At 62.8% G+C, this 12,786-nt stretch carries 14 protein-coding genes and 1 tRNA gene; 6 read left to right on the top strand and 9 right to left on the bottom strand.

Features of this window, described 5'->3' with window-relative positions:
- Positions 1-146: 146 nt before the first annotated feature.
- Both SJY10_RS11630 and SJY10_RS11635 read right to left on the bottom strand, forming a co-directional pair.
- Positions 147-222: transfer RNA gene (locus tag SJY10_RS11630), tRNA-Thr, on the bottom strand.
- A gap of 42 nt (positions 223-264) precedes the next feature.
- Positions 265-1,914, bottom strand: a complete 1,650-nt coding sequence (locus SJY10_RS11635) for an ABC transporter permease (protein WP_386682745.1) — start codon at positions 1,912-1,914, stop codon at positions 265-267.
- Between the two features lie 91 nt (positions 1,915-2,005).
- Between SJY10_RS11635 and SJY10_RS11640 the strand changes: the two genes are divergently transcribed.
- Positions 2,006-2,881 carry a hypothetical protein gene (locus tag SJY10_RS11640; RefSeq protein ID WP_386682747.1) on the top strand — a complete coding sequence of 292 codons (876 nt, stop codon included), beginning with the start codon at positions 2,006-2,008 and terminating at the stop codon, positions 2,879-2,881.
- Positions 2,882-2,944: 63 nt separating this feature from the next.
- On the opposite strand, the gene SJY10_RS11645 is transcribed toward SJY10_RS11640, so the two are convergent.
- A complete protein-coding gene (locus SJY10_RS11645) occupies positions 2,945-3,208 on the bottom strand; it encodes a DUF2312 domain-containing protein (RefSeq protein ID WP_386682749.1) in 264 nt (87 codons plus the stop codon).
- 115 nt (positions 3,209-3,323) lie between these two features.
- Here SJY10_RS11645 and SJY10_RS11650 point away from each other — a divergent pair, with 115 nt between their 5' ends.
- Entirely contained in the window at positions 3,324-3,539 is a 216-nt protein-coding gene (locus tag SJY10_RS11650) for a hypothetical protein (RefSeq protein WP_386682751.1), read from the top strand.
- Here the strand turns inward: SJY10_RS11650 and SJY10_RS11655 are convergent.
- Positions 3,536-3,826 carry an ArsR/SmtB family transcription factor gene (locus SJY10_RS11655; protein WP_386682753.1) on the bottom strand — a complete coding sequence of 97 codons (291 nt, stop codon included), beginning with the start codon at positions 3,824-3,826 and terminating at the stop codon, positions 3,536-3,538. The genes SJY10_RS11650 and SJY10_RS11655 overlap by 4 nt on opposite strands.
- A gap of 106 nt (positions 3,827-3,932) precedes the next feature.
- Between SJY10_RS11655 and SJY10_RS11660 the strand changes: the two genes are divergently transcribed.
- The 3 genes from SJY10_RS11660 to SJY10_RS11670 are packed head-to-tail and all read left to right on the top strand — an operon-like array spanning position 3,933 to position 5,203.
- Positions 3,933-4,358: a YeeE/YedE family protein gene (locus SJY10_RS11660; protein ID WP_386682755.1), complete on the top strand. Its 426-nt coding sequence runs from the start codon at positions 3,933-3,935 to the stop codon at positions 4,356-4,358.
- Positions 4,358-4,789, top strand: coding sequence for a DUF6691 family protein (locus SJY10_RS11665; RefSeq protein ID WP_386682757.1), 432 nt, complete (start codon positions 4,358-4,360; stop codon positions 4,787-4,789). Before SJY10_RS11660 ends, SJY10_RS11665 begins: the two co-directional genes overlap by 1 nt.
- 9 nt (positions 4,790-4,798) lie before the next feature.
- The gene (locus SJY10_RS11670) at positions 4,799-5,203 is read left to right on the top strand and encodes a TIGR01244 family sulfur transferase (RefSeq protein ID WP_386682759.1); all 405 of its coding nucleotides are present in this window, start codon (positions 4,799-4,801) and stop codon (positions 5,201-5,203) included.
- A 41-nt stretch (positions 5,204-5,244) separates the two neighbouring features.
- On the opposite strand, the gene SJY10_RS11675 is transcribed toward SJY10_RS11670, so the two are convergent.
- From SJY10_RS11675 to SJY10_RS11695, 5 genes are all read right to left on the bottom strand, one after another.
- Positions 5,245-6,297, bottom strand: a complete 1,053-nt coding sequence (locus SJY10_RS11675; RefSeq protein ID WP_386682761.1) for a FliM/FliN family flagellar motor switch protein — start codon at positions 6,295-6,297, stop codon at positions 5,245-5,247.
- 72 nt (positions 6,298-6,369) lie between these two features.
- Positions 6,370-9,081: an ATP-binding protein gene (locus SJY10_RS11680; protein ID WP_386682763.1), complete on the bottom strand. Its 2,712-nt coding sequence runs from the start codon at positions 9,079-9,081 to the stop codon at positions 6,370-6,372.
- The gene (locus SJY10_RS11685; RefSeq protein WP_386682765.1) at positions 9,078-9,413 is read right to left on the bottom strand and encodes a hypothetical protein; all 336 of its coding nucleotides are present in this window, start codon (positions 9,411-9,413) and stop codon (positions 9,078-9,080) included. Before SJY10_RS11685 ends, SJY10_RS11680 begins: the two co-directional genes overlap by 4 nt.
- The gene (locus tag SJY10_RS11690) at positions 9,397-9,804 is read right to left on the bottom strand and encodes a response regulator transcription factor (protein WP_386682767.1); all 408 of its coding nucleotides are present in this window, start codon (positions 9,802-9,804) and stop codon (positions 9,397-9,399) included. Before SJY10_RS11690 ends, SJY10_RS11685 begins: the two co-directional genes overlap by 17 nt.
- 86 nt (positions 9,805-9,890) lie before the next feature.
- The gene (locus SJY10_RS11695) at positions 9,891-11,171 is read right to left on the bottom strand and encodes a helix-turn-helix domain-containing protein (RefSeq protein WP_386682769.1); all 1,281 of its coding nucleotides are present in this window, start codon (positions 11,169-11,171) and stop codon (positions 9,891-9,893) included.
- A 217-nt stretch (positions 11,172-11,388) separates the two neighbouring features.
- Between SJY10_RS11695 and SJY10_RS11700 the strand changes: the two genes are divergently transcribed.
- Complete coding sequence (locus tag SJY10_RS11700) at positions 11,389-12,750, top strand: substrate-binding protein (RefSeq protein ID WP_386682771.1); 1,362 nt, start codon at positions 11,389-11,391, stop codon at positions 12,748-12,750.
- Positions 12,751-12,786 lie beyond the last annotated feature (36 nt).

Below are 12,786 nucleotides of genomic sequence, written 5' to 3' on the forward strand. Positions count from 1 at the left end.
TCAAACTTTCATCGTACCCCCAGAAATACCCCCTTTTCGGGGGTACGCTGCTGGACGTCAACAAACAGCGCTGGACAAACGATCTCGACAATCACCTTATAAACAAGAGAATATCGGATGTCATCGGATAAAGTTGGATGATGAAATGGTGCCCCCACACGGACTCGAACCGCGGACCTACTGATTACAAATCAGTTGCTCTACCAGCTGAGCTATAGGGGCACTGAGGGCGCAATAACGCCACTTTCGCGGGGGTGCAAGACCCTACTTGTTTGCGCGAGCCAGCAAAATGACGGCAAGCAGTCCGACACCGCAAATGACAAGCGCGGCAGGGGCGGCTTCTGCGATATTTTCAAGGCTCGCCTTGGCGTAAACGCGGGTCGACAAGGTGTCGTGATTGAACAACATGAGCGTGGCCGGCAGTTCTTTGACGGCGTCCACAAAGGTCAGCAGCAGGGCCGAGCCGATGCTGGCGCGAATCAGCGGCAGGTGCACGGCGCGCAGGGTTTGTCCGGCGCTGCGGCCCAGCGAACGGGCGGCCATTGGCAAGCTGGCGGGGACACGGCCCAATGCGGCGTCGGCAGCCCCTTCGGCAATCGCGAAAAACCGCACGACATAGGCAAGGATCAGCACACCGGCGCTGCCGGTCAGCAGGAGGCCCGGATCGCGCCCCGTGACCGACAGGATCAGGTCGGCCAAACCGTTGTCAAAGGCGGCCAGCGGCACAAGGATGCCCAGCGCCAGCACCGCGCCGGGGGCCGCATATCCAAGTGCGGTTACCGGCAACAGCAATTGCGGCAGGCGGCGTCCGGATAGCCGCGTGCCGTAAACCATGAACACCCCGCCGATCACGGCCAGTACCGCGGCCAGCCCGCAGACCAGCAAGGTGCGGGCGAATGCCTCTGACAGGCCGGGCGCGGTCCATTGCGCCGCCGTCATCGCATGAGAGGATAGCACCGCGACCGGCAGCACAAAGCCGGCCAGGACCGGCAGTGCGCAGGCGCATGTCGCAGCCAGGGCCCCTACCCCGCGCAGCTGCGCGGGCGTCACGGGGCGCACGTTGCGGGCCGATGTCGCAAACCGGGAACGACGACGAGAGGTCTTTTCCAGACTGACAAGAATGACGATGACAGACAGGATCACGCAGGCCAGCTGCGCCGCGCCGCCCAGATTGCCGCCCTGCCGCCACACCGAAAAGATGCCGGTCGTCAGCGTTTGCACCGCGAAATAATCGACGGTGCCAAAATCATTCACCGTTTCCATCATAACGACAGCCACGCCCGCGGCAATTGCAGGCCGTGCCAGTGGCAAACCTACGCGGTAGAAACGCGCAATCGGGCCGGCCCCCAGTGCGCGGGCCACTTCATATCCCGCTCCGCCCTGCTCTCGGAATGCGGCGCGGGCCAGAAGGTAGACATAGGGATAAAGCGCCGCACTGATGACCAGAATGGCCGCGCCGCGCGTGCGGATCTGCGGAAACCAGTAGTCGCGCGACGTGGCCCATCCGAATGTGCTGCGCAGCGCCGTCTGGACGGGGCCGGCATAGTCCAGAAAATCCACTAGCGCGTAGGCCCCCACATAGGCCGGCACCGCCAGCGGCATCAGCAGCGCCCACTGCAGCCAGCCCCGCCCCGGAAAACGGTACATGACGACCAGCCAGGCGGTGACCGTCCCGACAATTGCAGTCAAGGTGCCGGTTCCCAACATCATCAACCCCGTATTCACGACATAGCGCGGCAGGGTTGTGGACAGCAGATGCGGCCAGATGTTGTCGGTTGGGGTCAGCGCAAACCAAACCACCGCCACAAGCGGGGCCAGGACAATGCAGGCGATCAATACCGCCCCCGTGGACCAAGGATCAAACCAGGCCTGACGGCGTGCGACGGGCAGTACCTGAGTGCTTTGCTCTGACATAAGGCAGCGCCTACCGGAAAGCGTTTCCTCTGTCCAGATTTGCCGTTATGCTGCGCCGCAAGACCAACAAGAACACGAAACCGGGGCCAATATGGAAATCGCGCTGCACATCGGGGCCAATTGCACCGACGAGGACCTGCTTCTGAAGTCGATCCTTAAAAACGCCGACCTTTTGGCGGCGCAGGGCATTAGCGCCCCCGGCCCCAGCAGCTATCGCCGCCTGATCCGCGAAACGATCCAGAACCTCGATGGTGCCGCCCCGGCCCCGGACGCCCGTCAGATCCTGCTGGACACCATTATAGAAGACGACGACCCGCACCGCCTGGTCATGAGCAATACGAACTTTATCTGCATCCCGAACCGCATTTTTGACGGCGGCATCTTTTATGATCAGGTAGACTTCAAGCTGCGCGGCATGCTGCAGCTTTTCCCGCAGGACGAGCTGGATATCTATCTGTCGCTGCGCGATCCGGTCACCTTTTTGCCCGATGCCTACCGGCGATCAAAGGCGGACAGTTTTCCTGCGTTCCTGCAGGGATTTGATCCTCACAATCTGCGCTGGTCCGATCTAGTCCGCCGCATCCGCAATGTCGCGCCGCAGGCGTCGCTGACCTGCTGGTGCAACGAAGACACGCCTGTCATCTGGGCAGAATTGGTGCGCGAAATCGCAGGGCTTGCACCGGATATGCCAATTACGGGTGGCTATGACCTGCTGGCCACGATCATGTCAAAAGAGGGCATGAACCGGCTTTTGCAATACCTTCAGGCCCACCCACCCGCAGACGACGCGCAAAAGCGGCGCGTTATCGCGGCATTTCTGGACAAATACGCGATCCCTGAGGAGGTTGAGGAAACCGTCGATTTGCCCGGCATGACGGCCGATGATATCGAAGATATGTCAGCATCATACGACGAGGATATCGACCTTATCGCGCAGATGCCGGACGTCAGGTTCATCCTGCCCTGATCGCAGGCCGGCCCCTGTCGAAAGGGGCCGGGTCATTCAAATGATAGCTTGCGCCGCTGGGGCTCAGCTCATGCCCAAGGCGGCCATGTACATTTCCAGAACGGCCTCTTCCTCGTCCAGATCGTCCTTGTCACGCTTGCGCATGGCGATGATCTTGCGCAGGACCTTAACATCATAGCCGCGACCTTTGGCTTCGGCCATGACTTCTTTCTGGCCTTCGACGATGTCCTTCTTTTCCGCCTCAAGCCGTTCGTAACGTTCGATAAACTGGCGCAGTTCTTCGCCGGCGACATTCTCGGTCTGGATATTGGTGGCTGTATCGGACATCGGGTATCTCCTGCGCGGTAATGCTTGCGCCCGTTCCTAGCCGCTGGCCCGCCCCCTTGCAAGGCGCAGGCTGACACGGTAGCGGATGCGCGCACCACAAGCGGAGGCAGGGACAATGATCTATCTTATCTGGGCTGGCGCCATCGTGTCGGTTCTGGGCCTGTGCGGCGTGCTGTATTCCGTGACCGCCGTCATCCGCGCCAAGCGCGCCGGGCTGGACGACGCCGCCTTGCGCGCGCAGATCGCACGGCAGATGCCAATCAACCTTGCGGCGTTCTTTTCCGCGATGCTGGGGCTGATGATGGTCGTGGTTGGCGTCCTGCTGGCCTAAATCGCCGCCGCCATATCCAGCAGGTCCAGCGTGCCTGGCTGTGCCACGGCATAAAGCATGATACGGGCGTCATCCGCGTCGCGATAGCAGCTGACCAACCCGTCGTTGCGCATCCGCAAAAGTTGCAACGACACCGCAGGCTGGGTGGCCCCGACCAGAACCTGCAAGTCGCTGACCGACTGCGGCCCGCCCCGCAACGCAAGCAGCAGGCGCAGGCGCATCGGATTGGCCAGCCGTTTCAGTATAGCCGCGGCGCGGTCGGCGGTGTCCCAGTCGGTTTGCGTCATGTCGGGCCTTTACATCTGGGCTTGCGGCGGGACAGCAAATGCATAGATGGCAAAAGCTGCAGGGCAAGGGTATCCGGCTTTGCGCAAAAGGAAAAGGAACGACACCGTGCCAATGGACTGGATCTTGGGTTTGATCGGCGGCTTGCTGATCGGCGGGGCGGCGGCGCTATTCCTGCTTGTGAACGGGCGGATCATGGGCGCGTCCGGCCTGCTGGGCGGGCTTGTGGACGGCAGCGGCCGCAGCGATGCCGGTGAACGGCTGGCCCTGATCGCAGGCCTGGTCGTCGTGCCGGGGGTGATCGCCTTGGCGACGGGCGGCGCGCAGACGAACCTGACATCAAACATGTCCCTGATCATCGTGGCTGGCGTGCTGGTCGGAATAGGCACGCGGCTCGCCAATGGCTGTACCAGCGGTCATGGCGTCTGCGGGATCAGCCGGCTGAGCCTGCGGGGGATCGTGGCGACCTTGATCTATATCGGCGCAGGGGCCGTCACCATCGCCGCCTTGCGCGGCATTGTCGGAGCCGTGTGATGCGCAAACTTGTCAGCTTTCTTGTTGGCGGCCTGTTTGGCACCGGATTGTTGGTATCGGGCATGACCGATACGGCCAAGGTGCAGGGTTTCCTTGATTTCTTTGGTCACTGGGACGTAACGCTCGCCTTTGTCATGGGCGGCGCGATTGTGCCGATGGCATTGGCGTGGCGCTGGACCATCGGTCGCCGCCCGGTGCTGGGCGGACAGTTTCCCGCGCAGCCCGGCACCAGACTGGACAAAAGGCTGGTTGCAGGTTCGGTGCTGTTCGGCATGGGCTGGGCGCTGGTCGGGCTCTGCCCCGGGCCTGCCATGGCCTCTTTGTTTTGGGGCGGCTTCGGCGGTATCGTTTTTGTCGCCGCCATGATTGCGGGGATGCTTGTCGCGCCTGCCATCGCCAAACGTCTGGACGCCGCCGCGGCCCCGCGGTAATCCTGCAGCATGGATATCCGTCAAATCACCCCCGCCTACGCCTCCGCGCCTCAGATCGATCCTGCCGATGCAGCTGCGATCAAGGCGGCGGGTTTCGTTACCGTCATCTGCAACCGCCCCGATGCAGAAGTGCCGCCAAGCCATCAGGCTGACGCGCTGCGCGCCGCGATCGAGGCTGAGGGAATGACCTTTGTTGTCAATCCGGTCACACATCAGGGCCTGAATGACGATATGGTCGCCCTGCAGGCGCAGGCGGCAGAAGGCGGCAAAACGCTGGCTTATTGCGCCTCTGGCACACGGTCGACCATTGTTTGGGCGCTGACCCAAGCCGGCAAGATGGACCCCGACGCCATTATCGCCGCAGCGGCGCAAGGTGGCTACGACATCAGCGGCCTGCGCGACCGCCTCGCATAAGGCTTTGCCAGCAGGTCCGGCCTGACGGGCCTGTGCGCAGCCTATTGCGACACCGACAGGGACATGGGTGCGGCTGACCAATCGATCTCGTCCTCTGTCGCCTCTGCGGGGTTCATCGCGAATTGCGGTGCGGCAATGTCGCCGGCACGGGTGCGCAAGGCCCGTTCTGGTGGTTCGACTGCCCCGCCGTCCATTTCGGTCATGGGAATTGTATCGGCGCAGGCCTGAACGCGTACCGCAATCTGCCCTGCCATCTGTCCCAGACGGCCGCGCGCCACAGTGCGCCCGTTCGGATCGACCAGCCGTACCATGCCCACGGTGCACCCTTGCAACGGTAAAACCTGCCCCACATGCAGGCCCGACATGACTGACAACGGCAGTTTCATCCGGTGCAGCACCGCATCCAGCCGCGCGGGTGCGGTCATCACGGTGTCATGTAACCGGCTGTGCCAGTCGGCGGCTGGGGCCGCCGGGGTGGGCGTTTCGGTTTCGGCAACACTTGCGCCCTGCATCGGCAGGGCCAGCAGGACAAGCCCCTGCCGGTCCGGACTGCCACATTCTAGCGACATGCGCATCAGCCGGTATGTATGTTCTACCATGTCAAAGCTTGCCGCACGGCAACTGTCAAAGCGCGGCCCCAGCCCCGCCATCCGCGTCCAGCCGTCCAAGGGCGTGCGGGCGGTCGTCTCTTCCAGCTCGTCCAGCAGGGCGCGCAGCAAAGGCTGGACCAAGGTGCCTTCGGTTCTGGTCACAGGACGCGCATCTGGCAGGGCAGCACTGATTTTGCCGGTTGTCATCACCTCTATCGCTGCGGCGACCAGACCGGCATCGCAGGCCAGTATGCCGCAAATGGCACCATCCCGTTTGAGGGACAGCAGTAACAGGTCATCCGTGAATTCGGACAGCAATTCATCAAGCGACAATGTCTGTTCGGCCACGCTGCCCACGGTCAGCGGCAGACCGATGCTGGTTTGCGCGCCCCGTGCCAAGGCTAGGCGCACGGCCCGTGATGCGGTCAGTGGCACATCCGGTGCGTCGGGTTGCTGCCGCTGTGTCATGCGCCGCAGAACGCCGGATCCGGTCGCCGTAGTCATTGCTATCCTTTCAGGTCAGGCCCATCGCGCCGCGGAGTGCCCCATGTGTCGCGCAATTAGGTTTCCACACCCTTAAGATGACACCGCCGCGATACCCTCTTTCACCGGGTTTGACGCATGATCCGGCATGGTCACGCGAAAACATGTGCCCGATGTCTGCGCCACATAGGCGACATCGCCGCCAAGCCGGATCATGATTTCCTTGCTGATCGCCAGCCCCAGACCTGCACCGCCCGCCCGGGACGAATCGCCCAGCCGAGAGAATTTTTCGAAAATGACCGCGCGGTCAGCTGCGGCAATGCCGCGGCCATTATCAATAAAATCAACGATATGCCGCCCATCTATCATGTGACTGACAATTTGCAGCGCCGGACTTGGCGCAGAGCAGTATTTCGCCGCATTGGTGATCAGGTTGATGAAAACCTGACTAAGCCGGTCTAGGTCGGTTTCCAGCCACAGCCTTGGCGCTGCCTTGCTGCGGTCGATCTGCAAGGCCCCCGGCGCCAGCCCGGCGGCCCCAATCGCGCGGTCAAGCAGCTCTTGCAGCGTTCCGCATTGCATGTGCAATGTCACCTGCCCGTTTTCCAGCACAGACAGGTCCAGCAAATCATCAAGCAGGCGGGTCAGACGCAGCGCCTCTGCGTTAATGATTCCCGCCATCCGCGCGGTATCTTGCGGGTTGATATCGCCCATCTGCAGGATATCGGAAAACGACCGGATCGACGTCATTGGTGTGCGCAGTTCATGGCTGATCTGGGAGAGAAAGGCATCCTTTTGCACCGACAGCTGCATCAACTTTGCGTTGGCGTCGCGCAGGGCGCGGGCCGTGCGTTCCTGTTCGGCGGATTTCACCTGCAACTGGTTGGAATATTCCAGAATTTGCGCTGTCTCGTCCGCCAGCGCGATCAGGTCATCCACCGTGACCGATGTGCCCTGGGTCAGCTGCGCGATCATTGCGTGGGCGGTCGCCGCACCGACCGATCCGGCCAGTTCCCGTTCCAGCGCCGCGACAAAAGCCGGGGTCACATCGGGCAGCGTGTCGGACTTGCCTTGCCGCGCCGCGGCGCGCGCAAAGATCGCCTGCGCCTGCCCGGCACCAAGAATGCGTTGGGACATAATCAGCAGATCCTCGGCCGTGGCGGCAGACCGGGTCCAGGCCGGGCCGTTGGCCGAATGATCAAAGACATTGACGAATTGCGCGCCTTGCAGCCGTTCGATCGGCTTAGGAAAGGACAGGACCGATCCGGCAAAGAACAGTCCCGTATTCAGCAACATGGACCACAGCAGCCCGTGCAGAACGGGGTCCACCCCCGCAATCCCGAACAGCGCCTCTGGCCGCAGCCAGTTCAGGCCGAAAGGGCCATGCGCCAGGACGGACGCGCTTAGAATGGCGTCGGTGCCGAAACTGGGCAAAAACAGGCACCAGACCCAGACTGCAAACCCAGAGGTCAGGCCAAGGATTGCCCCGGTGCGCGTCGCACCGCGCCAGAATATGCCGCCAAGCATCGCGGGCAGCACCTGCACCACGCCTGAAAACGACACCAGACCGATTGCCGCCAGCGCGGACCCGCCCCCCGACAGGCGAAAATACAGATAGCCCAGCGCCAGAACGCCGCCGATGGATAGCCGCCGCGCCAGCACGACGACCTGCCGCACATCCCCTGACATGACCGCGCCGGGGGGCGTGCCGGCGCGCATCCACAGCGGCAGAACGATGTGGTTCGACACCATCGTAGACAGCGCAATCGTCGCCACGATCACCATCGAGGTTGCCGACGAGAACCCGCCAAGAAACGACAGCGTCGCAAGCCCCTGCTGCCCTTGACTGAGCGGCAGCGTCAGCACGAAAAGGTCCGGATTTGCCCCGACTGGCATGATCCGCAGGCCGACCACTGCGATGGGGATGACGAACAGGCTCATCAGCAGCAGATAAAGCGGAAAGGCCCAGCTGGCGGTCTGCAAATGCCGTTCGTCGGCGTTTTCGACGACCAACACCTGAAACATGCGCGGCAGGCACAAAAAGGCGGCCGCGGACAAGAAAATCAACGCAGCCCAGCGACTACCCGACTGGGTCCAGTCGGAAATCGGAGAGGCTTCGATCTCTGCCAGCATCGCCACGGCACCGTCGGATAGGCCCCAGACCACAAAGATGCCGACAGCCAGCAAGGCCACCAGTTTAACCACAGCCTCGACCGCGATGGCGATGACGACGCCGTGGTGCCTTTCGTTTGCGTCCAGGTTTCGGGTGCCGAACAGGACAGTGAAAAAGCAAAGCCCGATGGCGATCCAGATACCGGCGCGGTTCAGTTCCACCTCGCCCCAATCCTGCCCCCCGGCGCGGGCGAATACCTGAAAGGATTGGGTGACGGACTGCAATTGCAGCGCGATATAAGGCGTGGCGGCAATGATCGCCATGACGGTGACGATCACGCCAAGCGTCGTCGATTTACCGAACCGAGAGGAAATCAGGTCGGCAATCGACGTGATCCGCTGCATGCGCCCGATGCGCACCAGACGGCGCAAGATCCACCACCAGCCCACCACCACAAGGGTCGGGCCAAGGTAGATCGTCACAAATTCAAGCCCGGACCGCGCGGCATAGCCGACGGCCCCGTAAAAGGTCCATGCTGTGCAATAAATCGACAGCGACAGCGTGTAGACGATGGGCAGACGCAGCCAGCCGCCCTGCCCGCGCGCGGCCCGTCGTTCGGCAGCGAAAGCCACGACGAACAGGAACGCAACATAGCCAAGCGCAATGGCGATCAGCTGGTTGAACGACATCATGGCGCTGTGTCGGGCCGTATGCCCGCATCATCATCGGGGCGCAGTTTGCGTGCGATCAGGGCGGTCAGGATGATCAGCAGTGTCCATCCGGCAAAGACAAAGACCACAGCGGCCGCCATGCCACCCGTTTCTTGCGGGCCACGTTGCCACATCAGCGGCAAAAGCCAGATCACGGCCCCAAGCACGGGCAGCATCCGCGCCGCATCGCGCAGGCGGCGCTGGCGATAGCTGTCCCGGGCCAGAAACAGGCCGGGCTTGGCCGGCATGCGAGGCGGCGCGGCAGGCAGCAGCTCGGGCGGCAGCTCGGGCGGCAAGTCAGGCGGTTGCGTCACGGGCCACATCGCCGCACGGGGCATCATCGCCGATCATGGCGCGGACCTGGGCGCAGATTTCGGCGTTGGAAAAGGGTTTCGTCATGAACACGTCAGCCCCCAGCCGCGTTGCGAGTTCGCGATCCTTTGCCTGTCCCCGTGCCGTCAGCATCAGGACCGGCAAGGTTGCTGTCGCCGGTTCGGCGCGCAATTCGCGCAGAATATCAAATCCCGACTTACCCGGCAGCATGACATCCAAAATGATCATATCGGGGGTCTGCGCGCGCACCTTGCGCATCGCGGTTTCACCATCCTCGTGCGTATGCACGGTAAAGCCGTCGCGCGACAGAATGAAGCTGATCGCCTCGATGATATTTGGCTCGTCCTCGATCAGCAAAACGCGTTTAGCCATACGGCACCCCTCTCCCCCCTAGCGATCTTGTGCGTCCCCCTCCCCGGGTGCGCACAGACCAACTATCACGCCTGCCGCGCCCGGAGTCAAAGCGTCATGGATAATGAGACAGAGGCGGGCTCTCTGCGGGCGGGACAGGCGCTGCGCGGACACAGCCGGCATCCGGCCCCGACGGGGACTGCGGCAGCGGCGGCGGGGCCATCATCGGGACGCAGCAGCATTGTCGCCTCGATCAGCGGTGGCAGATGCGGGCCGTCCGGATGCGGAATGACCTCGGCGATGGCATGACAGATCAGGCGCAGATCGGGCGTGCCGGGCAGCACCGCCTGCGCCGCCACCGCCCGCCCCGGTTGCCCCAGCGCACTGAAGATCGGCCAGAGCGGACAAAGCCCCGCACGCGACAACCCCGCCCCCGGCACAGGCTTTAACAGGCGCACCACCCCTGCGGCATCGCAGATCAGCAGGCCCAAGGGCGGCGCATCGCTTTGCGCGGGCAGCGCGGCCAGCCGCCGCATGACCTGCGCCAGCGGCCGCCCTGTTTGCGCCGCGACGCGCAGCGGATCATACTGGGCAGCCTTGGCCGCAGGCAGGACCGTTGCAAGCGGCAGGGCGGCCGCATCGGCGCGGTAACGGGCATCGTAATCCGCCAATAGCCCGGCGGCCGCTGCACTGACCTGCAGATCGCCCGCCGCTTGTGCGCCGTCCGGCTCTTGCGCAGGGCGGTGGAAACCTGTTCGGGACAAGGCCTGCTCTGCCTCCTCCAGCGGAGAAAGCGATACGGGCGGCGCATTGGCAGGCGCATCGAAATAGGCTATCAGCGCGGCAGAGGTCTGCGCAAGCCGGGCGGCATCATCATGGATGTTGCGGTGAAACCGGGCCTGCCAGTCGGCGTCGACCTTCGACTCTCCTGTCAGAATGGCCGCCGTGGACTGGATCGACGTCACAGCCGAAATGACACCGTGCAGCGCAGTGGCAAGCGCCGGATCGTGGGTAATCCGGTCTTCTAGCATTTGGGTGCGTTGTTCCAGCGCGGCGATCCGGTCGGCCTGCGCCGCAATCAACTTGGCCCAGCCGGGATAGCGGCCCGCCAGATCAGAGGTTTGCGCCGCCTCTACAGTCTGTCCGGTCTGGCTTGCGGCGGCGCGCATCCGCCCCACCAATCCGGCATCTGCGCCTTCGGCCAGCAGCGCCGGGTCAAGGTTCAGTGCCGCAGCAAGTTGCGTCAGCAGCTTGCCCCCGATGCGGCGGCGATCATGTTCGATCAGGTTCAGATAGCTGGCCGATATTCCGACGCTTTGCGCCAGATCGCGTTGCGCCATCTTGGCGTCCAGCCGCCTTGCCCTGATCCGCGACCCTGTCCGGTCCATCCCCCCCGCGTCCCCCGCTGCTAAATGCTGCACCTGCGCGAAAACCACTTTACAGACGCTTTGGCGGATTTGTGCATTAGTTTACAAATTCGTCAAGGTTTCTGAAACCTGTGTTGGTGAACAACCGGACGTGACGTCATGATCACGTTAGCGCTGTCAAGTGCAGGCCGAGGGACGGGAGGGTCCGGCGGCCAAGAAACCATGAGGGAGGATACCCATGTCCAAATCGAATTTCTCGCGCCGCGGCGTGCTGAAAACCGGGGCCGTCACCGGCGCCGGCCTGATGCTGCCAACCTATCTGCGGGCCGAAAACCACACCGGCTTTACCAACGCGCCCACGGGCGACACTGTCATGTTCGGCTTCAACGTGCCGCAGACCGGCCCCTATGCCGAAGAAGGTCTGGACGAGCTGCGCGCGCAGGAACTGGCTGTCGAACATCTGAACGGCATGGGCGACGGCGGCATGCTGAACACCTTTAGCCAGAAGAACTTGGATGGCACCGGCATTCTGGGCAAAAAGGTCGGCTTTGTCACCGGCGACACCCAGACCAAATCCGACGTTGCCCGCGCTGCGGCCCAATCGATGATCCAGAAAGACGGCTGCATCATGATTAACGGCGGCTCGTCCTCGGGCGTGGCTGTTGCCGTGCAGGGCCTGTGCCAGGATGCTGGCGTCATCTTTATGGCGGGTCTGACCCATTCGAACGACACGACCGGTAAGGACCGCAAGGCCAACGGCTTCCGCCATTTCTTTAACGCCTATATGTCCGCAGCCGCCCTCGCGCCGGTTCTGGAAAAAGCTTACGGCACCGACCGCAAGGCCTATCACCTGACCGCCGACTATACCTGGGGCTGGACGCAGCAGGAATCGATGGCTGCCGCCACCGAAGCCATGGGCTGGGAAACCACACAGAACGTGCTGACACCCGTGGGTGCCGGTGACTTTTCGTCCTATATCGCGCCTGTGCTGAACTCTGGCGCGGATATTCTGGTCCTGAACCACTACGGCGGGGATATGGTCAACTCTTTGACCCAAGCGGTACAGTTCGGCCTGAAGGACAAGATGGTCAACGGCAAGCAGTTCGAAATCATCGTGCCGCTGTATTCCGAGCTGATGGCAAAAGGTGCGGGTTCCAACATCGAAGGCGTCTACGGCTCGATGAACTGGAACTGGCAGCTGCAGGACGAAGGCACCAAGGCGTTCGTCAAGTCGTTTGGTGAAAAGTACGGCTTCCCGCCATCCAACGCCGCGCACACCTGCTATGTCCAGACGCTGCTTTATGCGGACGCCGTCGCCCGCGCGGGTTCGTTCAACCCCTGCGCCGTGGTCGAAGCGCTGGAGGACTTCGAGTTCGACGGCATGGGCAATGGCCAGACGCTGTATCGCGGGTCTGATCACCAGTGCTTTAAGGATGTGTTGGTCATGGAAGGCGTCGCATCGACATCCGGCAATGCCAACATGGTCGGCTACGACACCCTGAAGATCGTGGAAGAGACGCCGCGCGCGCAGGTCGAATATGCCGACGATCACCCCATGTTCGCCGGCGGCGCACTGGGCGAATGTAACCCGGGCGCATAAGCGCAAGGTATCGGGGCAGGCGCACGCCGCCTGCCC

This window comes from Loktanella sp. R86503, assembly GCF_042466455.1.
Taxonomy (GTDB): domain Bacteria; phylum Pseudomonadota; class Alphaproteobacteria; order Rhodobacterales; family Rhodobacteraceae; genus Loktanella.